21 protein-coding genes, 1 pseudogene and 1 riboswitch are annotated in these 22,608 nt (G+C 48.1%); of the genes and pseudogenes, 1 reads left to right on the forward strand and 21 read right to left on the reverse strand.

Annotated features, from left to right (window positions below):
- Positions 1–310: 310 nt before the first annotated feature.
- Complete coding sequence (locus tag H525_RS22890) at positions 311–1,381, reverse strand: APC family permease (protein WP_245590405.1); 1,071 nt, start codon at positions 1,379–1,381, stop codon at positions 311–313.
- A gap of 372 nt (positions 1,382–1,753) precedes the next feature.
- A riboswitch (cyclic di-AMP (ydaO/yuaA leader) is annotated at positions 1,754–1,896 on the reverse strand.
- 242 nt (positions 1,897–2,138) lie between these two features.
- On the opposite strand from H525_RS22890, the gene H525_RS29325 reads away from it, so the two are divergent.
- Positions 2,139–2,279: a hypothetical protein gene (locus tag H525_RS29325; RefSeq protein ID WP_211236977.1), complete on the forward strand. Its 141-nt coding sequence runs from the start codon at positions 2,139–2,141 to the stop codon at positions 2,277–2,279.
- A 109-nt stretch (positions 2,280–2,388) separates the two neighbouring features.
- Here the strand turns inward: H525_RS29325 and H525_RS0105225 are convergent, their stop codons facing one another.
- From H525_RS0105225 to H525_RS0105320, 20 genes and pseudogenes are all read right to left on the reverse strand, one after another.
- On the reverse strand, positions 2,389–4,524 hold the full coding sequence (locus tag H525_RS0105225; protein WP_027415333.1) for a (Fe-S)-binding protein: 2,136 nt from the start codon (positions 4,522–4,524) through the stop codon (positions 2,389–2,391).
- Positions 4,524–5,672 (reverse strand): acyl-CoA dehydrogenase family protein, encoded by a 1,149-nt coding sequence (locus H525_RS0105230; RefSeq protein WP_027415334.1) that lies wholly within the window; start codon positions 5,670–5,672, stop codon positions 4,524–4,526. Before H525_RS0105230 ends, H525_RS0105225 begins: the two co-directional genes overlap by 1 nt.
- Positions 5,673–5,697: 25 nt before the next feature.
- On the reverse strand, positions 5,698–6,555 hold the full coding sequence (locus tag H525_RS0105235; RefSeq protein WP_035100075.1) for a 3-hydroxyacyl-CoA dehydrogenase: 858 nt from the start codon (positions 6,553–6,555) through the stop codon (positions 5,698–5,700).
- A gap of 216 nt (positions 6,556–6,771) precedes the next feature.
- Positions 6,772–7,743 (reverse strand): electron transfer flavoprotein subunit alpha/FixB family protein, encoded by a 972-nt coding sequence (locus tag H525_RS0105240; protein ID WP_027415336.1) that lies wholly within the window; start codon positions 7,741–7,743, stop codon positions 6,772–6,774.
- A 16-nt stretch (positions 7,744–7,759) separates the two neighbouring features.
- On the reverse strand, positions 7,760–8,521 hold the full coding sequence (locus H525_RS0105245; RefSeq protein ID WP_027415337.1) for an electron transfer flavoprotein subunit beta/FixA family protein: 762 nt from the start codon (positions 8,519–8,521) through the stop codon (positions 7,760–7,762).
- Between the two features lie 26 nt (positions 8,522–8,547).
- Positions 8,548–9,324 carry an enoyl-CoA hydratase/isomerase family protein gene (locus H525_RS0105250; protein WP_027415338.1) on the reverse strand — a complete coding sequence of 259 codons (777 nt, stop codon included), beginning with the start codon at positions 9,322–9,324 and terminating at the stop codon, positions 8,548–8,550.
- Positions 9,325–9,464: 140 nt separating this feature from the next.
- A pseudogene (locus H525_RS0105255) lies at positions 9,465–9,986 on the reverse strand (MFS transporter); the annotation flags it as partial.
- A 55-nt stretch (positions 9,987–10,041) separates the two neighbouring features.
- The gene (locus H525_RS27770) at positions 10,042–10,320 is read right to left on the reverse strand and encodes a hypothetical protein (protein ID WP_162142470.1); all 279 of its coding nucleotides are present in this window, start codon (positions 10,318–10,320) and stop codon (positions 10,042–10,044) included.
- Positions 10,317–10,487, reverse strand: a complete 171-nt coding sequence (locus H525_RS29330) for a hypothetical protein (RefSeq protein ID WP_155837151.1) — start codon at positions 10,485–10,487, stop codon at positions 10,317–10,319. The genes H525_RS27770 and H525_RS29330 overlap by 4 nt, the downstream gene beginning before the upstream one ends.
- A 135-nt stretch (positions 10,488–10,622) precedes the next feature.
- Positions 10,623–11,384, reverse strand: a complete 762-nt coding sequence (gene fabG, locus H525_RS0105270) for a 3-oxoacyl-ACP reductase FabG (protein ID WP_027415341.1) — start codon at positions 11,382–11,384, stop codon at positions 10,623–10,625.
- 34 nt (positions 11,385–11,418) lie between these two features.
- Positions 11,419–12,285, reverse strand: a complete 867-nt coding sequence (locus tag H525_RS0105275; RefSeq protein WP_027415342.1) for a 3-hydroxyacyl-CoA dehydrogenase family protein — start codon at positions 12,283–12,285, stop codon at positions 11,419–11,421.
- Between the two features lie 16 nt (positions 12,286–12,301).
- Complete coding sequence (locus H525_RS0105280) at positions 12,302–13,465, reverse strand: thiolase family protein (protein WP_027415343.1); 1,164 nt, start codon at positions 13,463–13,465, stop codon at positions 12,302–12,304.
- Between the two features lie 5 nt (positions 13,466–13,470).
- Complete coding sequence (locus tag H525_RS0105285; RefSeq protein ID WP_027415344.1) at positions 13,471–15,084, reverse strand: long-chain-fatty-acid--CoA ligase; 1,614 nt, start codon at positions 15,082–15,084, stop codon at positions 13,471–13,473.
- A 19-nt stretch (positions 15,085–15,103) separates the two neighbouring features.
- Positions 15,104–16,273, reverse strand: a complete 1,170-nt coding sequence (locus H525_RS0105290) for an acyl-CoA dehydrogenase family protein (RefSeq protein ID WP_027415345.1) — start codon at positions 16,271–16,273, stop codon at positions 15,104–15,106.
- Positions 16,274–16,295: 22 nt separating this feature from the next.
- On the reverse strand, positions 16,296–17,144 hold the full coding sequence (locus H525_RS0105295; protein ID WP_081413242.1) for an ABC transporter ATP-binding protein: 849 nt from the start codon (positions 17,142–17,144) through the stop codon (positions 16,296–16,298).
- A gap of 106 nt (positions 17,145–17,250) precedes the next feature.
- Positions 17,251–18,081, reverse strand: coding sequence for a branched-chain amino acid ABC transporter permease (locus H525_RS22895; protein WP_051330814.1), 831 nt, complete (start codon positions 18,079–18,081; stop codon positions 17,251–17,253).
- Positions 18,082–18,094: 13 nt separating this feature from the next.
- Positions 18,095–18,988: a branched-chain amino acid ABC transporter permease gene (locus H525_RS0105305; protein ID WP_027415347.1), complete on the reverse strand. Its 894-nt coding sequence runs from the start codon at positions 18,986–18,988 to the stop codon at positions 18,095–18,097.
- Positions 18,989–19,000: 12 nt separating this feature from the next.
- The gene (locus H525_RS0105310) at positions 19,001–20,221 is read right to left on the reverse strand and encodes an ABC transporter substrate-binding protein (RefSeq protein ID WP_027415348.1); all 1,221 of its coding nucleotides are present in this window, start codon (positions 20,219–20,221) and stop codon (positions 19,001–19,003) included.
- A 70-nt stretch (positions 20,222–20,291) separates the two neighbouring features.
- Positions 20,292–21,062, reverse strand: coding sequence for an SDR family oxidoreductase (locus H525_RS0105315; RefSeq protein ID WP_027415349.1), 771 nt, complete (start codon positions 21,060–21,062; stop codon positions 20,292–20,294).
- Between the two features lie 2 nt (positions 21,063–21,064).
- The gene (locus H525_RS0105320; protein WP_027415350.1) at positions 21,065–22,219 is read right to left on the reverse strand and encodes an acyl-CoA dehydrogenase family protein; all 1,155 of its coding nucleotides are present in this window, start codon (positions 22,217–22,219) and stop codon (positions 21,065–21,067) included.
- Between the last annotated feature and the right edge of the window lie 389 nt (positions 22,220–22,608).

Genomic DNA, 22,608 nt, shown 5'->3' on the forward strand with positions numbered 1-22,608 from the left:
GCTTTGAGATGCACACCATTCGCGGCATGGCCAAAATGAAGGTGAGATGTGGACTTGCGCTATGTGTCATGTTAGCTATGGCTTTGGGACGAATCAGAGAGAACCAAGCAGACAAGATGCGGAGTCTGGTTGCAAGGGCATAAACTTATCCACATCTGGATAAATGATGGGAATCAATCACCGGCCGAATAGGGCTGATGTGGATAACGGGATACGTATGCCCTTTGATAGGGAATATTTGGATAAATAGACCTAAATAAAAGGATTAATGGGTTCTAACGAACCAAAAAAGCATTTTTTCCCGTAGATTTCATTGGTTCCGTACAGAAATTGAGCACATCGCAAATAGCTCAATCAATAAAAGACTTGCACATACGCCTAATGAAATAATACCATAATGGAATGCTAAACGATCTCCTCGATTCGCAAACATCCGGGGCAGATTTTTATCCAGCGCCATAATGGAAGCAAGGATAGGAAACCCGTTGAAACTTGTATTGGCCGCCAACGTTAGAATTAACATCGTCGAAATCTGCATGGCATAATACATCGCGCCTCTTCCAAAGGCATGCTGCGTTACCATCGACAGTACGGAGGTATGTCCTGCAGGGTCCGGTGCTATGTCATAAGCTAACGACAAAATGGTGACTCCCCCAAAGATGACAGCTAGCAGAATCCCGAGTGTTACTAATGTTCTTTTCGCGTTTTTTTGAGAAGGGGTCCGAAAATGAGGGACCGCATCGGAAATCGCTTCAATTCCTGTTACGGCTGAACATCCGGAAGAAAACGCCCTTAATATCACAAATAATGTGAGCCCCGAGGGGACGGCCGGTGCAATCGACATCCCGCCCGCAGAGTGAGCAGATCCCGCTAATAAATCGAACGCCCCCTTCACAATAAGAGCTAACACGCAAAAAATAAAGAAATACGTGGGTATAGAAAACACGGTTCCGGATTCTGATGTGCCCCGCAAATTAAGCCAAACCATAACCCATACAAGGATAAGTGCCATAGGAACGATAAATGGTATGGTTGCCGGAAAAGCCGAGGTTATGGCTTGAACACCTGCGGAAACGGATACAGCCACGGTTAGTGTATAATCAATTAACAGTGAGACTCCCGTCAGCCTGCCCCATGTCATCCCCAGGTTTTCTTTGGCGACCATATAGGCGCCGCCCCCCTGCGGATAGGCATCGATTACCTGGCGGTAGCTGACAATCAAAATTCCAATCAACATGATAATTGCAATCGCAATCGGTAAAGCGAAAGCAAATGCAGCGGCTCCCACAGTCATAAGCGCTAATAAGATCTGTTCCGTTCCATATGCAACGGATGATAAAGCGTCCGAGGATAAAATAGGGAGACCTTTCCAAACTGGCATTTTTTCGGTCTCCATTTGGCTGGTTTTTAAGGGTCTCCCCAGAACTAATCTTTTAAATATATCAGCACTGCTCATAATGAATCCTCCGTCACAAAATAAAAATGAAGTTCCTGGTTAGTATCCACTTTTTTATAGTTTTTTACTAGCCTGTAATACCACCCCTGATGAAAGGTTTTCTCTGGTGTACCAAATTCCCGGATAATTATCATTACCCCTCATTGTATCCCCCTACTCTTTTTTTCTGGTGAAGCAACTGTTAATTTTACGATAAAGAAAATTTAACGCTAAAACAAAAAAGACCTTTAACTATTGAAAAGACTCATCCGCTGCTGTACGCAACAAAAAAAGGCCTCCTCAAATAGGCGGTCTTCTGACCTCCTTCGCTTTAGCCGACGAAGTTAGCTGACGGGTAGGATGGCGAAAGAGTATCTCATCCTTTCTACATTATGTAGAATTAACCCCACTTGATTGGGTCCTCCGTTCCCGATTATCCCGGAATTTGGCCAATATACAATTGCTTTTCACCAATTATACGGACGTAAGCGAAAAATATAAAAGGTGATTTCAGACGAAACAAACTTTTTTTACGTTTATTTATTCCGTTACAGCGCTTTTATTGGATGATTTCTTAGCGGATCGGAGTTTTTCTTGATTTTTCTGATCCTTGCTTAACTTTATACAAAAATATAAATAACTAGTGGCTCTACACCAAACTCTGGCTTGACGTTATACAAAAGTTGGAGGAATGGGAGGGTAGATGAGCAATGGAACGCCTTTACGCGACTTCCCAGCTCCAGGACCCATCAAGCGGGCCATTATAAAACATCTTTGCATCCGTTTTGTGGGCGAGCTTGATGGGTTCCGGAGCGAACAGCTTACACTTCCCTGCGGAGCGTAACGAAGCGACATGCTTCTCTCTTCTCCCATCCTTGATCTGCTTTTTATAGTGTCAAGCACAGTTTATGGTAAAGAACCTTTTGTTCCAGTACATTTTATGGTCATGCATCTTATTGGATGACTAAGGATTTTTCTAAAATTTCAATCACGTCGAGCGTCTGTACTTTTTCTTCGACTTCTTTCGCTTTTACACCGTCCGAGAGCATTGTCAAGCAGTAAGGACAGGCGCTTCCGATGATCGTTGGCTGCACTGCCAGCGCTTGCTCGGTACGCGCAATGTTAACCCGCGTGCCCTGGTGCTCTTCCTGCCACATCATCCCGCCGCCGGCGCCGCAGCACATACTGTCACAGCCGGAGCGCTCCATCTCTACAATGCTCATGCCTGGAATCGCGGATAAGATTTCCCGCGGTGCATCATAAATGTCATTGTAGCGGCCCAGGTAACAGGAATCGTGATATGTGACGCGCTCTTTCACTTCGTGTACCGGCTTCAAGCGGCCTTCGCGAAGCCAGTGGACGAGAAGTTCTGTGTGGTGATACACTTTCACGCCTTCAAGGCCAAATTCCGGATACTCCTTTTTAAAGGTATTGTAGGCGTGCGGGTCCATCGTGACAATTTTCTTGACATTATATTTCTGGAAGTTTCCGATGTTCTCCATCGCCAGCTCCTGGAACAACAGTTCATTTCCCAGACGGCGCGCCGTATCCCCGGAGTTTTTTTCATCATTGCCGAGAATGGCAAACTTGATCCCCGCTTTGTTCATAATGCGGACGAAGGATTGGGTGATTTTGATCGTTCTGTTATCAAATGAACCCATTGAGCCGACAAAAAAGAGGTATTCAAATTCTTCCGCTTCCTTCACGGTTGGTACCAGATCTTCCATGCCTTCGCACCACTTGATGCGGTTTTTGCGGTTAATCCCCCATGGGTTGCTCTGGCGCTCGATGTTGCTGAGTGCGCGCTGCGCGTCAGACGGCATCTGCCCTTCAGTCATCACCAAGTAGCGGCGCATGTCAATAATGTGGCCAACGTGTTCATTGGCAACGGGACATTGATCTTCGCAGTTGCGGCATGTCGTACACGCCCATAATTCTTCCTCTGTAATGACATCCCCAATCAGGTTCACATCATACTCAATTTTCAATGCAGAAGAACCATCGGTTGCTGCCGCTACTTCTTCAGCAACCTGGCCGGATGCGGCCTGCGCTTGCATCGCCAGCACGTTTCCTTTTGCTTCCTTAAACAGACCTGCCGGCAGCCATGGGATACGGCCCGTAATCGCAGCACCCTTCTCGGTTAAGTGGTCACGCATTTTTACAATCAAGTCCATCGGTGACAGCGTCTTGCCTGTCCCGGCAGCCGGACACATGCTGGTGCAGCGGCCGCATTCGACGCAGGCGTACAGGTCAATCAGCTGGTTCTGCGTAAAATTTTCAATGCGACCGACCCCAAACTCTTCGGCCCCTTCTTCCTCCAGCTTCTCAAAATCAATCGTGCTTAATTTTCCTGGCGGACAGGTTTTATCCTTCATCAGCCAGTTGTACGGGGCAAACAAAAGGTGTGCATGCTTTCCCTGCGGAATATACACGAGGAAGAACAGGAGGGTCAGCAGGTGAACCCACCAGAACACATAGAATGCCGCCCCGGCTGCAGAAGAACCGTTCCCCCTAAAGGCAACGGCTAAGGTTGACGCAATCGGCTGTGTCGAATGAAACGCCACATTATCAGAATGCAGCCAGATGATTTCCATCGCTTCCGATAAGAGCGTACTGATCATCAGAATTGTAATGAGCCAGACTACAAGGTTTGCTTTCCACCCCCGCTTCAAGCGCTTCAGCTTCTCCACATTCCGGCGGTACCAGGCATAAAAGATAGCAAGAAGAATGGCGACAACCACAACTTCCTGGAACAGCAGGAAATATGGATAAGAAGAGCCGAAGGGCAGATGAGACCCTGGCTTCAAGCCTTTCCAAATTAAATCGATAGCTCCGAACTGCACAAGCAGAAAGCCGTAAAATAACACCATATGCATGACACCGCTTTTGGAATCTTTTAATAGTTTTTTCTGTCCAAAAACGTTCACCCAGAATGCATTGATGCTTCGTGTGGCGTCTTCTTTCAGATCGACCGCACGCCCAAGCTTGATGTACGCCAGACGGCTGTGCACCAGGTGGGCAAACAGGTACAATGCATAACCGACGACCGCAAAAAACGCGAGCAAGTTAAACAGCGGTAAAAGAGACATTAGCTGTACTCCTGTTTTAGCTGTGCGGCGATAATATTTTTTTGAATTTCCGAAGTCCCTTCATAAATTTTCGCAATTCTCGCATCGCGATAGTAGCGCTCAATCGGGAATTCAGAGATATAGCCGATTCCCCCGTGAATTTGCACGGCTTTGTCCGCAACCCGGCTGTATACTTCAGAGCCTAGCAACTTGACCATAGCAGCTTCTTTAATGACTTTCATTCCTTGATCGACCATGCCGGCGACCCGGTAGGTCATCCAGCGAAGCGACTCAATATCGAGCGCCATTTCCGCGAGATAGTGCTGGATAATCTGCTGCTCGAAGATAGGTTTGCCGAACTGGATACGTTCCTGCGCGTATTTCATCGACATATCAAGCAACTTTTGTGCGGACCCGAGATTCCTCGCAGCAAGGCCGGCGCGCCCGTTTGCCAGAATTTTGAGCGCATTGACGTAACCCTGACCTTCCTGTCCCAGCACATTTTCTGCCGGTACCTCGCAATCTTCAAAAAACAGTTCCGCTGAGTGGGAGCCTCTCAGTCCCATTTTTTTCTCAATCTTGCCAAGCTGAAAGCCCGGAAAGTCTTTTTCTACAATAAAAGATGTGATCCCCTTGGCCCCTTTCGCAGGATCTGTGACCGCCATAACGGTGAAGACGTCGGCGATTGGAGCATTTGTAATATAGTGCTTACTACCGTTTAGAACATATTTATCGCCTTTACGCACCGCCGTTGTCTTAAGATTGGTGGCATTCGAACCCGCGCTTGGTTCTGTTAAGGCAAAAGCGCCGATTTTTTCTCCTGAAGCCATAGCAGGTAAGTATTTTTGTTTCTGCGCTTCATTTCCCATTTCAACAATGCCTACAGAACCGATGCCGGTATGAGCGCCAATAACGGTAGTAAAACCGTTATGTGTTTTTCCCAGTTCTTCATAAAGAGCGCACTTGCCCACCATACCGATGCCAAGGCCCCCGTATTCTTCCGGAATACTTAACCCAAATAACCCCATTTCCTTTGCCATGCTTAGAATACGTGACGGAATTTCATCTTTCTCCTCGATGTCCATAGCTGCCGGTTCTACTTCATACTCTACAAAATCCCGAACGCTTTGCCTCAGCAGGGCAATGTCTTCAGATGATTCAAAAATCACAAAAAAACCTCCTCTATCAAAATCTTTACCGATCAATATATTCGTAAAATCCTCTGCCTGATTTTCTTCCCAGACGGCCTGCTTTTACATACTTTACAAGAATAGGCGAAGGACGGTATTTTTCGCCCAGGTGCCTATAGAGATATTCCATATTGCGTAGCCGACTGTCCAGCCCTACCAAATCGGCCAGCTCCAGCGGCCCCATAGGGTGATTGAGCCCAAGCTTAAGCGCTTTGTCGATGTCTTGGGCGGAAGCCACTCCTCCCATTAGCATGTTCATTGCTTCGTTGCCGATCAGGCAGTTCATACGGCTTGTCACAAACCCCGGAAATTCATTCACTTCCACCGTTTCTTTCCCCATTTTTTCTGCAACCTGCTTGACCGTTTCTACGGTAGCGTCTGATGTATCAAGCCCGCGAATCAGTTCAACCAGCTTCATTTTATGAACCGGGTTAAAGAAATGCATGGCGATACATTTATCCGGACGAACGGTAGAAGCGGCGATTTCCGTAGGGCTCATCGTCGATGTATTGGTAGCCAGGATTGTATGCTCCGGCGCGTGCATATCAAGCAGCTTAAAAACCTCGATTTTTACTTCCATCACTTCCACAACCGCTTCGATGACGAGATCCGCATTTTTAGCCGCGTCCGGTATGTCGGTTGTATACGACAGGTACTGGAGCGCTTCTTCGCGTTGTCCGTCTGTAATAAATCCTCTTTCTGCGCTTTTGGCCATTTCTTTTTCCATGTATTGCTTTGCCTTTTCCAGCACGTCAGACGAAATATCCTGCAGCATCACTTCAAATCCGGCCAGGGCCGCCGTATAGGCGATTCCCCGGCCCATTGTTCCACTGCCGATGACTGCGATACGCTGAATACTCATAAGCTATTCCCTCTCCTCTTTTATACGAAAATCATGAAAATGAACGAGTGAAGAAAGAAGAAGTCAGATCCAAGGAAGAAAAAGGCATTCGCCTTTTTCCACGCTGACATCCTGGTTTCTTTCTCTCCTCTCTTTTCCTCGTGCCACCCTCATTTGTGTCCTGGACAAAACGGTTCCTTTTTATGTCGGGGTTGCGGCTGAAAAGCCATGGCTGTTTTACGACGTGACGAGCATCACTTTGAATTCCTCCGTTAACAAAGGAACGACTTCAAATAAATCTCCTACAATACCGTAATCGGCGATTTGGAAAATAGGAGCCTCTGGATCTTTGTTGATCGCTACGATAATTTTTGAGTTGGACATCCCGGCCAGGTGCTGAATAGCGCCTGATATACCGCAGGCAATGTACAAATCCGGCGTTACCACTTTCCCTGTTTGTCCGATCTGCAAAGAATAGTCGCAGTATTCGGCATCACATGCCCCGCGGGAGGCACCGACAGCTGCTCCCAGTACTTTTGCCAATTCCGCAAGCGGTTGAAAGCCTTCCGCGCTTTTAACCCCACGGCCACCGGCAATGATCACTTTCGCTTCGCTTAAATCAACAGTGCCAGACGTTTTCCGCACAACTTCTTTTACAACGGTTCGTATATCCTTAATTTCCGGCTGAAAGCTTTCAACCGCCAGTGTAGCTGGCGCTTCTGCCATTTCAAAATTATTCGGCCGCAGTGTGGCAAATATGCTCCCCTCATTGAACATCTTCTTCTGAAACGCTTTGCCCGCATAAATCGGGCGGGTAAAGATGAGAGAATCACCCTCTATCTCAAAGGCTGTACAATCAGAGATAAGTCCAAGCTGCAGCCTGGCTGCTACACGGGGTGCCAGGTCTTTTCCAAGGCCTGTATGTCCCATAAAAATGACATCCGGCTGTACCCGTTCGATCATCTGGCAGCAAGCCTGTGTGTATGCATCAGAGTTGTAAACAGACAGCGATTCATCTTCAGCGATGTATAATGTATCCGCTCCGTATCTCTCAATCCCCTCTATGTATTCGGGCTTGTGGATACCGAACAGGGCCGCAGTGACGTTTCCGCCTTCCGCTGCTTTTCTTGCCGCCGCCAGTGCTTCAAACGATACGTTGCGAATTTTTCCTTCCTTTGTTTCTATAAATATCAAAATATTTCTGCTCATCTGTTTTTCCTCCTTTTTACACCACTTTTGCTTCCATGCGCAGCAATTGGGCGAGTTCTTTCACCTGTTCCTTTATCTCTCCTTCTAGCATACGGCCTGCCTGCTTCTTCTCCGGCGTGTACTGTTGAATTACTTTTGTGCGGGGCGCCGCCGGCTCGTACGCGTCCAGGTCATCTGTGCTCAACCGGGTAAGCGGCTTCTTCTTTGCCTTCATAATGCCGGGAAGAGACGGATACCGGGGTTCATTTAATCCCTGCTGGGCTGTAACAAGCACAGGAAGATTCGTCTCAATCACTTCAATATCCCCCTCTGCGTCCCTCTCTATCGTGACTTTTTCTCCCTTGGTTGCTAGCTTTGTGATAGCGGACACATGAGCAATGCCAAGTTCTTCCGCCACACGAACCGCTACTTGGCCGGAACCCGAATCTACCGCCATGTTACCCCCGATAAGAAGGTCAAAAGATTCGTTTTTCACCGCCGCTGCAATCAGCTTTGAAATGGTATATTCGTCCGCTTCCCCCTCTTGTTCGATAACGATGCCTTTATCCGCTCCCATCGCCAATGCCGTCCTTAGCGCGCTTTCTGCCCGCTCCGGCCCCACTGTGATCACCGTAATCTCTCCGCCATGCTGCTCGCGCTGGAGAATGGCTTCCTCAACCGCGTATTCATCATACGGATTAATAACAAACTCTACACCTTCTTCATTAATTTCATTATTTTCGATGACAATTCTTTCCTCTGTGTCAAACGTCTGTTTTAATAAGACAAGAATGTTCAATGGATTCTCCTCCTTTTTTTCTGGTTCTATTTACCGGAAAATACAGCTTCCCTTTTGTCAAGAAAGGCCTGCGTGCCTTCGTTTTTGTCGTCTGAACCGAACAGGATTGCTTGCGCCAGTTTTTCAATCGTTAAAGCCGTGTCCATATCGAGATCAAATCCACGGTTGACCGAAAGCTTTGCCAGCCGAACGGCCAGCGGCCCTTTGGCCAAAATTTTCTCCGCTTTTTCTTTCACCGTGTCCCATAATTGTTCATAAGGTACGCATTGGGAAACGAGACCGATCTCCTCCGCTTTTGGACCGGTGACAAATTCCCCTGTTAAAATCATATCGATCGCCCTTCCTTTTCCTATGATGCGGGCTAAACGCTGCGTACCGCCCGCGCCGGGAATAATGGATAAATTCAATTCAGGAAGACCGATTTGTGCGTGCTCTGCTGCAATTCGAATGTCACATGCAATCGCAAGCTCGCACCCTCCGCCGAGCGCAAAACCGTTAATTGCCGCAATCGTTGCTTTGCTGCAGTTCTCAATCTCCCGATACAGAGCAGACATACTCGGAGCAAGGGCATCCAGCGCTTTTTTCTCCCTGAGCTGCCGGATATCCGCGCCTGCCGCAAATGATTTTTCGCCTTCCCCGATAAAAACAATGACGCCCACTTCCTGATCCGCTTCTAACCGGTGCAGGGCATCCTGTATTTCCCCTACCGTTTTTCCATCCAGTGCGTTTCTCACTTCAGGCCGATTGATTTTAATGACGCCAATCCGTCCTTCTCTTTGCAGCAAAATGTTCTCGTATTGCATATGCGTTCACTCCTTTTATTTTGTTAGAATGTTCGATCGCCTTTTTTCTTTCTATACTTTTTATACCTGTTGCAAAAACGATACCAACTAAAAAAATCCCTTTTAGCAAGGGATTTCTCAAAATATTCGATTCGATTTTGTCATTCTTGATTCATCTGCGTATCATGCGCTTTTGCTGCCAGTGAATCTGGTGGGGAATAATACGTTTTTGAATTATGGTGCCTTTGTAAACGGGAAAGGATGCCTATTAGCACGCCTGCTGCTCCCGCCGTAAGCAGAAGACAGAAAGCATTACTGTATACAAGCGCTGTTCCTTTCCATAAAGGATTGACATGGACGATTCCTTTCCAATCCAAAACAAGTCCAATACAGGTAACGCCAAACGCACCGCCAAAAAACTGAACCAATTGCTGCTGACCGATTGCGGTTCCGAATTTGCCAGCGGACAATGTGCGCGCCAGATAGTAAGGGATGCCTGACTGAATACAGGCAAAACCAATGCTGCAGAGAAGATAAAAAAACAGCACATACCAGACAGACAGGTATGCAAAGCTTACACATAGAAAAAGGCCGGTACACATCATTCCAATGCCTGTAGCAAGGATGCAAAACGTTCCTTTCTTATCAAGCCACCTTCCGATATAAACGTAAGCCGCAGCGGAACAGTAAACATAATAGAAAAATTAAAAAAAAAGAGAAAAAATGTAGGGAGTTTTTTCAGGATATAGCAGGAGAAATAAATGGATGATCTTTGCGGTGAATATGACGCCAGAACAACCAGAAACAGAGTATGGCACTAAAAAACACCGCGTTTTTTGTAGAAATAAAGAGCAGCAAGCCCATGACACCCACGCTAAGCAGTACAATCCCTACAATGTCTACTTTACTCTTCCCCTCTTCTTCCACCGGCAGCTGGGTATAGTATACAGGCAGCATAATAAGAGCAAAAAAAGTGATAAAAAAAAGATACTTCCAGCCTGCATGCTCCGATATCAACCCTCCGAGGAGCGGCCCGAGCCCAAACGCCAGCGTTGCGGCGAATGAGATTTTCTCATCGCTTCTCCCCGGCGGTTCATCGGTATGTAGCGATTGGTAATAATCATACTAACCCCGGGAATACAGGAAGCGCCAAGCGCCTGAATTAAACGGGCGGCAACTCTCATTTTTAATGATATTGACCGGATATTCCGGCATTCTACTCACTCCTGTTATCGATAAAGTTCCATGCTAATCCATGCTAAAAAGAACGAAAAAAGAAGAAGCCTCTCTTTCCACACTTCTCCCTTTTCCGTTCTCTGCTATGTTTTAGGTCCTCCCGCCACGTATAAAACCTGACCGTTTACAAATGAAGAATCTTCCAAAGCGAAAAATACGACCGCGTTAGCGATGTCTCCCGGTTTTCCACTGCGCCTTACGGGTATTTCGGCAGCACGGCTTATGGCGAAGTCGTCAAAGGCCACTCCTATCCTCTCCGCTGTGGCCCGGGTCATCTCCGTTTCAATAAAACCAGGAGCGATGGCATTCACCGTAATCCCGTATCTCCCCAGTTCAATAGCAAGTGTTTTGGTAAAGCCCTGGATTCCTGCCTTGGCCGTCGCGTAGTTCGCCTGCCCCCGGTTGCCGAGGGCTGAAGTGGATGAAATATTTATAATTCTGCCGTAGCTTTGTTTTACCATATAGTTTTGCGCGGCCTGGCTGCAGTAAAATGTCCCTTTGAGATGAACGTTTAGGACAGTGTCCCAATCATCCTCTGTCATTTTAAAAAATAAATTGTCACGTATGATCCCGGCATTGTTGACAAGAATATCAACCGTGCCAAAATGAGAGGCGGCCTCTGCAAAAGCTGCATCCACCTCCTCCCGGTTTGTAACATCGGCTGTCACCTTCAGAAGTGAATATCCGTGCCCGCTTAATTCATCATAGCAGCGGGTAAGACCCTCCTCGTTCATATCGAGAAGACAAACGCCCGCCCCTTCACGAGCCAGCCGTTCCGCCGCAGCTTTCCCGATCCCCCTGCTTGCCCCGGTAACGATCGCTGTTTTTCCGGATAATCGTGCCACGTAATTCTCCCCCTTATTTGCCGCGTACAATTGTTCAGGAATAAGTATAAAAACCCTTTCCGGTCTTTCGTCCCAGCTCTCCTTTTTCAAACAGTTCTGTTACCGTTTTCGAAGGTTTGGCTGATGATTCTCCGGTTTCTTCATACCGCTGCATGCGCACATAGTAGTGAACATCGATGCCGGTTAAATCGATCAAAGCAAATGGACCGATGGGGTGGTTTAGCGCTTTGGTACAGGCCAAATCGATTTCTTCCGGTGTCGCAATGCCATTCTCCAGCAGATAGATGGCTTCATCCATGAGCTTGCCGAGAATACGGTTGGCCACAAAGCCGGAGATCTCCTTTTTCAACAGGACCGGCGTTTTGTTAATACTTCTCGTAAGTTCCATCGTAAGCTGCGCTGTTTCTTCCGATGTATGCGGACCTTGCACCACCTCTACAAGTTCCATAACAAGTGCGGGATTAAAGAAATGCATATTGCACACCTTATCCGGGCGCTCCGTTGCGTCCGCGATTTTGGAACTAACAATGGTGGAGCTGTTGCTGGCGATAATTGTATGGGCAGGGGCCAGTTTATCGACCGCTGCAAACAGCTCGCGTTTTGCTTCCAGCTTTTCAACGATCGCTTCAATCACAAAATCGGTGTCATTTACCGCTTCTTCCAGCGAAGTAACAAGTTCTAGTCGGGAAAAGGCATCGTCCACCTGTTCGCTTGATAGCTTTCCTTTATCAATGCGGCGCTTCATATGACCTTCTAACGATTGCTTTGCTTTGCCTAAGCTTTCCTCACTCACATCCTGCAGGCATACATGATAGCCGGCGAGCGCGCATACCATCGCAATTTGCGAGCCCATAGCCCCTGCCCCGATGACTGAAATTTTCTTCATTTGATTTGTATTCATATTGATTCCTCCTCTATTATCTTTCTAGAATTAAGGCAATTCCCTGGCCGCCACCGATGCACGCTGTGACAAGTCCCCGTCTGGCATTGCGGCGCTGCATTTCATACGCCAGTTTCATGATCAGCATGCCGCCTGTCGCGGCAATCGGATGTCCGTGGGCGATGGCTCCCCCGTTTACATTTACTTTATCCCAGTCAAACTGCAGTTCTCGATCGCATGCCAGCACTTGAGAGGCAAACGCTTCATTAATTTCAATCAAATCGATGTCATCCAGGGTGAGTCCCGCCTTTTGCAGTACGCTGCGGGTAGCCGGAACCGGCCCGATGCCCATAATAGTAGGATCCACGCCAGCAACCGCCCAGTGTGTTACACGGGCCAGCGGCTGCAATTCTCTGCGTCGGGCTTCTTCACCGGACATCATAACAAGTGCGGAAGCTCCATCGTTCACCCCGGAGGAATTGCCTGCCGTCACCGACCCTCCCTCTTTAAATGCGGGACGAAGCTTTGCGAGACTTTCAAGTATTGTGTCCGCTCTTGGGTGTTCATCCTTATCAAACTGAATCGTCTCTCCTTTTTTCCCCCGCAGGGAAACCGGGACAATCTGCTCTTTGAAATATCCGTTATCCATAGCCTGCTTCATTCTCTGCTGACTGCGGAGAGCGAACTTATCCTGGTCTTCACGGCTGATAGAATATTTTTCTGCCAGGTTTTCAGCTGTAATCCCCATCGGCGGATCGCCAATGTGATCAGGGGACAGCTGGCGGCGAATGAATGTTGGCGGGGTTCGGTCGAACGCCTGCTCAGGCGGAGCCAATAGATACGGAGCGCGCGTCATGCTTTCCGTCCCCCCCGCTACAAAGATTTGGCCGTCTCCCGCCATAATGGCTTGAGCCGCGAGCGCTACTGTGTTAATCCCCGATCCGCACTGCCGGTCAATCGTCATGCCCGGCGTGGAGACGGGCAGACCGGCCTGCAGAAGCGAGAGGCGAGCCATATTTCCACCTCCGCCCAGACAGTTTCCAAAAATGACATCATCTACTTCCTCGCCGTTTACACCGGCCCGATCCAGCGCTTCTTTAATGACCAGCCCGCCGTACTCGGAAGGATGCAGTTTCTGCAAACTTCCCCTCATTTTTGCAATCGGCGTTCGTACCGCCGATACGATGACTGCTTCTTCCATGCTATCTATCCCCTCTTGCTCTCTGCTTTATTTGCTTTTTCTATTTCCTGCTCAACCAGTTTACGGCGAAGAATTTTCCCTACAACGGTTTTCGGCAGTGCCTCTCTGAATTCAATCAACCGGGGGACCTTATAGCCCGCCATTCTTTTTTTACACCAATTGATGATTTCCTGCTCAGTTACCGTTGTTTCCTTTCGCGGTACAATGACCGCTTTTACTGTTTCTCCCCGGTATGGGTCGGGGATACCAAACACGCACACTTCTTCCACAGCCGGATGCTGGTAAAGTACTTCTTCGACCTCTATCGGATAAATGTTATATCCACCGGCAATGATCATTTCCTTTTTTCTTCCGATAATGTAGAAATAGCCTTCCTCATCCATCATGGCGATATCGCCGGTGTACAGCCAGCCATCCCGCAGCGCAATGTTTGTTTCCTCCGGTTTTTTCCAGTATCCTTTCATGATCTGCGGGCCTTTTACGATAAGCTCCCCCGCTTCTCCAGGCGCAAGCTCCACTGTTCCTGTGTCGATATCGACAATTTTGCAATCCGTATTTGGGATCGGGAGACCAATGCTGCCTGGCTTTCTCTGCCCACGGATCGGATTGCGGTGAGTAACCGGCGAGCTTTCCGAAAGTCCATAACCCTCAATGATGCGGGATCCGGTTTTCCCTTCAAACTCTTTCATGACTTCCACTGGCATCGGAGCCGAACCGCTGTTGCATACCTTTATACAGTCAAGTCCGGCCGATTCTGCTTCCGGATGGTGCAGCAGAGCAATATACATCGTAGGTACACCCGGAAAAAAAGTAGGCCGGTATTTTCGTATTATTTCAATGACGTTATCAACCTGAAACCGCGCAACACAGATAATGGCAGCGGCGGCAAATACAGCGATGTTGAGAGCGCTTGTCATTCCGTATACGTGGAAGAAAGGAGAAATCGCAAGCATTTGCTCTCCCGGTTTTTCAAAAATTCCAGCGGAAAATGTAAAGCTCTGGTACACATTGCTAATGAGGTTGGCGTGCGTCAACATCACGCCTTTTGACCTTCCTGTCGTTCCTCCTGTGTACTGAAGTACGGCAAGGTCGTTCTGCGGATCGATAGCAAGAGACGGCAAATCGATAGAAGCGGTCGCGATTAAATCATAGAAGTCGTGTTCCTGCCGCCCATCTCCATTGGTAATGAAGATGGCGGTACCTTCATAGCCGATTTGCTCCAGCTTTTCTCTTTGCGTTTGGTGTCCAACAAACCATTTTGCTTCCGAATCTTTCAGAATGTATTCCAATTCTGACGATTGATATAAAGGATTGACTTGAACAACGACACCTCCGAGACGATGGATACCAAAATAAGCAATGATATATTCAGCACAATTCGGCAGCATGAGGGCCAGCCGGTCTCCTTTTTTAAAGCCGCGCTGGTAGAGGGCCGATGCAAAATGATCGGCAAGATTTTTTAACTGGTAATACGTGAGCTCTTTTTCGCCATCGATGATTGCTTTGCTTGCCGCATACTCCTGTTCCGTATTTTCAAGCAGTTGATAAATAGACTGGGAAGGAATATGGATATGGTGCGGAACATTTTCCGGATAGTGCGTATACCATGGCCTGTTCATACGAATCCCCTCCCCCTTGTTACCCGTTTTTATCAAGCAAACGCGAAATGACGAGACGTTGAATCTCTGCAGTCCCTTCCCAAATTTGATAAATCTTCGCATCCCGCAGCCATTTTTCTACCGGATATTCCTTCATATAGCCATATCCTCCCAGAATCTGAATCGCTTCCAGTGCGGTTTTTACGGCAATATCTCCTGCGAACAGCTTTGCCATACTTCCCTCGCCGCGGCGGAAAGGAAGTTTATTTTTTACCATCCAGGCCGCACGCCAGATAAGCAAACGGGCGGCATCGATTTCCATCGCCATATCTGCCAGCTTAAAGGAGATCGCCTGGTTTTGGATAATCGGCTTACCGAACTGCTTGCGCTCTCTTGCATAGTCCAGGGCGTATTCATAAGCGGCACGGGCAACACCCAGGGCAGCGGCGCCAACGGAGGGCCGGGTTGCCTCCAGCATTTTTAACGCTCCAAGACCGCTGATATAGGTAGGGGACCCCGGCTCCCCGCCCAGACGGTTTTCCACCGGAATGCGGCAGTCCTCCAAAATGACCTGTGCCGTATGGGATGCACGCACGCCAAGCTTCTTGTCTTTTGCTCCCATTTTAAGGCCAGGCGTCCCTTTTTCTATTACAAAGGCGGCAATGCCGTCCCAGCCTTTTGTTTTGTCTGTCTGAGCGAAAATTACGTGAATGTCAGCAATCCCACCATTGGTAATAAACTGCTTTGTTCCGTTTAATACATATTCGTCTCCATCCCGGACAGCCGTTGTTGTCATGGAAGCGACATCAGAGCCCGCTCCCGGTTCAGTAAGCCCCATTGCGCCGAGCCGGGGGTTATCCGGGTCCGTGAACATAGGGATATACTTTCGTTTCTGTTCTTCCGTTCCTGTGACCAGAATGCCTGTAGCGGCAAGCCCTGTGCCGTTAATAGCTGTTGCAATCCCGGCACATCCAAAGGACAATTCCTCTGTAATAATCAATGATGTAATCGGATCATTAATTCCGAGTCCGCCGTATTCCTCGGGATAACGGTAAGCGGTAAGACCAAGCTTTGCGGCTTTTTTAATAACATCCCACGGAACTTCTTCTGTTTCGTCATAATGGGCCGCCACCGGGCGAATTTCGTTCTGCGCAAACTCGCGGGCTAATTTTTGAAACTCTTTTTGCTCCACTGTAAGACTAAAATCGATCATCTTCTTTTCCCCTTCCCTACTAACCGGCTCTTCGATCTCCGAGATATGCTTTAATGACCTGCGGATTGTTTTGAATTTCTTCCGGTTTTCCCTGAGCGATCACGCGCCCTGAATCCAGCACGGTAATCGAGTCTGAAACTTTCATAATCAGGCGCATATCATGCTCTACAAGCAGAATGGTAACCCCGGCTTCACACAGCTTTACTAAGATTTGTTCCAGCTGTTCAATCTCGGTGTTCGTCAAACCTGCGGCCGGTTCATCCAGAATCAAAAGCTTTGGACGCGCGGCCATCGCCCTTGCAATCTCCAGGATTTTTTGATATCCGTAAGGCAAATCCCCTGATTTAGCAAAGGCAAGATGCCTCATTCCAAACCAGTCAAGAATGCGCAGCGCTTCCCGCTGGCTCTCCTTCTCTTCTTTGAGAACGCGCGGTAAAAGGAGCGATCCGCCTACGAATCCAGTCTTCCGCAAATTATGCTCGCCGATCATGACGTTTTCGATGACCGTCAATTCTTTGAAGATTTGTGCGTGCTGAAATGTCCGAGCGATGCCGATACGAACTTTTTCGTACAGCTTCAAAGAGGCAATCGATTTTCCTTCAAACAGCACGTCACCTTCATCAAATGTATACAGACCACTGATGGAGTGCAGGCAGGTTGTTTTTCCCGATCCGTTCGGCCCGATGAGCGAATGAATCGTTCCTTTCATAACTGACATCGTTACCCCATCATTGGCTACGACCCCGCTAAACCGCTTGGTCAAACTCGCGACTTGAAGGATCGCTTCGTCTCCGCCGGACGAATGCCGGGCCATGCCTGGCTTGTATTCGTCTACGACCTGTTCCATCAGCTCTTCTTCATAAAGCAAATTCTCTTTTGGTCGGTATGCTTTTGGAAGTAAGCTGGCAATACCTCCAGGGAGTCCAATAATGAAAGCAAGCAGGATTAAACCATAAATAATAAGGTGATATTCATCAAAGTCTTAGCACCTCAGGCAGGATGTACAGCAGCACGGTTCCGATAATCGGGCCGATAACGGTTCCCATTCCGCCAAGAATAACCATCGCAATCAGAAAAATGGATAAATGGGAAGTAAACGAATCAGGGCTTACATAGTTATTCGTATGGGCATACATATTGCCCCCGATTCCTGTAATGACCGCGCTCAGCACAAATGCGATTAATTTGTAGCGGTAGCGGGAAATCCCCATAGCTTCCGCTGCCGTCTCACTGTCCCGCAAGGCCAAGAACGCACGCCCTGGCCGGGTTCGTGTCAAATTCCAGAGCAGCAGTGTAATTACACCTGCCGAAACGAAAATCATGTAGTAAATCCCTGCGCCCGTCAGCGAATAGCCGAACATTTCTGGGCTTGGAATGCCGCTAATTCCGGCAAATCCACCGGTCAAATCGCCGCCTTCATGCATTACCTTTTCGATAATAATGCCAGCGCCAATCGTAACCATAGCAAGGTAATGCCCTTTTACGCGAAGGGCGGGAATGCCGATTAATAGCCCTACGATCGCGGAGCAGATAATAGACGCTGCGAGCCCTGCTATGAACGGCATTTCATAGTTGGTTGTCAAAATGGCGGCCGCATAGGCGCCAATGGCATACAGGCCTGCATGTCCCAGAGAAATCTGGCCGGCAAATCCGCTCAGTAAATTCAGACCCTGTGTTACGATGATCGTAATTCCAATCATCTGTGCCATATGAAGATAGTAATCATTAGCTGCAAACATCGGAAAAAGAGCCAGACCAAGCAGCAAAACAACCAGGAAGCCTATTTTAACGATAGATGGATTCAAATCCCTTCCCCTCCTATGCCTTTTCCTGAATGGCTTCGCCAAATAATCCGTCCGGCTTTAAGGCGAGAACCGCAATTAAAAGGATGAAAGCAACAATGTCGCGATAGCCTGGCGAGAATAAGGAACCGGCAAACACTTCACAAATACCGAGGAGTAGTCCTGCAAGAATGGCACCGTGACCGCTTCCCAGCCCCCCCATAATCGCTACGGCAAACCCTTTTAATCCAATTAAAAGACCCATTGTGCTGCTTGCAAACGTAAGCGGACTTACAAGAATACCGGCTATAGCCGAGATGCCGCCGGCGATGGCAAAAGAAAGAGAAATGACAAATGCCGTTTTAATTCCCATATATTCAGCCGCCCGTCTATTTACACTTGTCGCCTTAATCATCATGCCGATATACGTTTTGTTCAGCAGCACTTCAACCAGAAGAGCGATGGTAAGAGCTGCAAGAAAGATGTAGATCTGATTTGTATCCAGCGCCGCTCCCATAAATGAAATGTTTCTGCTGCCGAAAGGAGGAGGGACCGGCAGGAACTCTTTGCCCCAGATAATCATCGCGATATTTTGCAAAATGATAGAAAAGGCCAGCGTACTAATAATCCAGGCGATGCTGTGGCCGGCTACCTTTACTCCCTGCACAGGCCGGTAGGCGAGCCTCTCGACAAGCAATCCCACAACAGCTACAACAACCATGGCGATTGGAATGGCCGCCAGGCTTGGGATGTGAACACCTGTAACAAGTGAAAGGGTAACAAGGGCCCCCAGCATGACAAACTCTCCGGTTGCAAAGTTGATAATATGGGTCGTAGAAAAAATAATATTGTACGCAATGGCGACCAGGGCATAAATACTGCCCATGGTCAGCCCGGAAATAAGCAATTGTATAATGAAGCTGGAAGTCATAACCGGCTCCCCCTATTCTTTCAGTTCATACAATTTGTGATTCTCTACGATAATCATTCCGATATCCTTGCCTTCCCATTCTTCATGGTTGTCCGGACTATACTGGAGCTGATCCTTGGATGCGATGTTTTTATGCGCCACACTTTCGATAGCGTCGCGAATCGCCACCGGATCATTTCCTGCTTTTTCAACCGCGTTAATGACAATCATCGCTGCGTCATAAGCGAACATGAGAGAGCCGCCGTCATCGATGGAATACCCTTTCGGAAAGTATTTTTTATAGACGTTATAGGCATCCGTAATGCGCTTCGGGCGATCCCCTTCCTTTTTTAAGCGAACATGGTCGGACGGCCAGATGCTGATATTCCCGTTCGCCGCGTCGCCTGCCAGCTCCCGGAAGTTCGTTTGCTGCATCGCGGTGGAACCGATCATCGGAGCGGTAATGCCAAGCTTTTGCTTTGCTTTGGCGATTTGCGCCTGATCATGTCCGAGCGCCCATACGATGATCGCATCTGCCTGCGCTTCCTTCGCTTCGAGCACCTGAGGGGTCAAATCAGATGAACTCATCGGGAACCCGATTTCTTTGACAGGCTTTATTTTGATCTTTTCCAGGGCAGCCTCAATTTCTTTCATGCCGCCTTTTCCGTAAGCGGTTTCATCATGTAAAATAGCAAGTTTCTGGGACTTTTTCTTTTGAACGTAATGTGCAATCGCATCCGCCTGGGCATAATCCGGCGTCGTTGTACGGAAGAAATAATTTTTACCGTCCTTTGCCAGCTTTTTGGCTTCTTCTCCAATTTTTGTTCCGGTGGCTACCGGGTCTATAAGCGGAACCTGCGCCTTAAATATTTCCGGCATGATGGCTAGCGCGTTAGACGTGTTCGTTGGCCCGATGATGACAGAGACCCCTTCTTTATACAAAAGGTTTTTTACAAGCTCTTTCGATTTCGTCGGATTGGCTTCGTCGTCGCGTACGATGACCTCGAAGGTGTGTCCGTTAACTCCGCCGCTGTCATTTGCTTTATTAAAGGCGGCAATCGCCCCGTCCAAATACTGCCCGAGTGTAGCAGAAGGACCTGTACGAGCTCCGATAATTCCAACTTTTATCACTTTAGAGTCTCCGTTTTTAGCGGGAGCATTAGAAGTTTGCATGTTGTCCGTGCGTGTACACCCAACAATTGTGCTAAGAGCCAGCAGAACGCCAAGTATGATGACCCACAATTTTTTGCCCATCGTTTTCCTCCTTATTTCTACCTTCTCATTCTTGTGATCAGCGTTTATCAGGATAGCGTTTTCATCCTGCTTACAGAGTGCTGCCTCCATCTACGGAAAGCACGTGTCCGGTTACAAAGTCACTGGCCGGCGAGCTTAAAAACACAGCGGCCCCCTTCAAGGTATGGTCATTTCCGACCTTTTTTAATGGAATGTGGGAGATAATATCGTCCTCTTTCTGTTCCAGAACCGCTTTGGTCATTTTTGACGGGAAGAAACCGGGAGCCAGCGCATTGACGTATATGCCATGCCTGGCCCACTTCTGAGCCAGGTCTTTCGTAAAGTGGATAACCGCCGCTTTACTGGTACTGTAGCCGATCGCATTCAGCACTTCCGGCGGCTCTGCCCGCAGCCCGGCAGCGGAGGCTACATTAATGATTTTGCCAAACCGGTTCCTTATCATGAATTTTCCGACATATTGTGACATTAAAAAGGTACCGGTTACATTAACAGTAAACACTTTATTCCAGGCTTCAAGCGGCATTTCTTCCACTGGGGCACCCCAGGTGGCACCGCTGTTATTCACAAGAATGTCGATGTTCCCGAATTCTTTAATCACCTGGTCAACAGTGTCTTTCACATCGTCCGGGTTGGTGATATCACAGGCAAACGCGCGGGAGCGAACACCGAGAGAAGCCAGCTCCTCCATCGTTTGCCGGCAGTTTTCCAGCTTGCGGGAACAGATCGCCACATCGGCTCCCGCTTCCGCTAACCCTTCCGCTATCTGCTTGCCTAGCCCACGTCCTCCCCCGGTAACCAGCGCCACTTTTCCGGACAAATCAAATAATTGTCGGATGTGCATGTTTATTTTACACACTCCTCAAACACACGCTGGGCGATGATAATCTTCTGAATTTCATTCGTTCCTTCGTAAATTTTCGTAATGCGGGCATCACGATAAAAACGCTCGACCGGATATTCGGAGATATACCCCATTCCCCCGTGAATTTGCACGGCCTTATCCGCTACCCTGTTAAACACTTCCGTTGCAAACATCTTGGCCATTGAAGCTTCTTTAATCGCTTTTTTTCCGGAATCGATCAGGGAAGCCGCTTGGTAGGTTAGGGCCCGGGCCGCTTCTGTTTCAGTCGCCATCTCCGCAATCATCCACTGAATGCCCTGGTTTTTGGCAATCGGTTTGCCGAATTGTACGCGCTCCTGGGCATAGCGGGCGGACATTTCAATGAGCTTCTTGCAGGAACCGACGGAACGGGCGGCCAGGCCGACCCGACCTTCCCCGAGAATGCGCAGGGCGGAAGAGTATCCTTCGCCTACTTCACCGATCACATTTTCCTCAGGCACTTCACAATCCTCAAAGAGAATCTGGGAGGTAAAGGAGCCGCGCAACCCCATTTTTTTATCTACCTTCCCGACGGAAAATCCCGGAAAATCCTTTTCAACGAGAAACGCTGTAATTCCGCCCTTTGCCCCTTTTTCTTTATCCGTAATAGCAAAAACCGTAAACACATCCGCAATCGGGCCATTGGTAATAAAATGCTTCATTCCGTTAAGAATCCATTTATCGCCCTTTTTCACCGCCTTTGTAGAAAGATTCGTCGCGTCCGAACCGGCGCCCGGTTCCGATAAAGCAAATGCGGCAATTTTTCGGCCTGCTGCCATATCAGGCAGATACTTCTCCTTTAAAGCCTCAGAACCCAATTTCACAATTCCGGTACTTCCGATGCCGGTGTGCGCGCTAATCAGCGAAACAAACCCATTATGCGTACGGCCCAGCTGTTCAAGCACAATCGCCTTTCCAACCGTATTCAAGCCAATCCCGCCATACGCTTCCGGAATGCTTAATCCAAAAATGCCAAGCTCTTTCGCTTTTTCTACAAGATGCTCTGGGATCGAATCCTCTTCCTCAATTTGTTGGGCGTATGGCTCCACCTCATATTCTACAAAATCGCGTACCATTGTTTTCATCTGCTCAAGTTCTTCATTGAATGTAACCAGCATACGGTTTCCTCCTTGTCTTTCTTTCTTGCTTTATTATTGAAGCAATAAGCATGCCAAGATATCAGCCTCCTTTTGCTTCGTTTCTCCCCGGTTAAACGAACAAATAATACAAAAACGAATTGAAGCTGCAAGTACTGCGCTTTTTCATAAATTATTTCTGTATCGGCAATTCATTATTGCATTAATTTAGAATTATCAAAAAGCAAAAGAGAGAAACCCGTATGTTTCTCCCTTAAAAAACGAAAATTACATGCCAAGATACGCTTTTCTCAATCCGTCATTTCCTAAAAGCTCGCTCCCGCTTCCTTCCATTACAATACTTCCATTTTCTAATACATAGCCCCTACCGGATATTTCAAGCGCTTTATGAGCGTTTTGCTCACAAATAA

The sequence above is a fragment of the Aneurinibacillus terranovensis DSM 18919 genome (assembly GCF_000430625.1).
In the GTDB taxonomy this organism is placed as follows: Bacteria; Bacillota; Bacilli; order Aneurinibacillales; family Aneurinibacillaceae; genus Aneurinibacillus_B; species Aneurinibacillus_B terranovensis.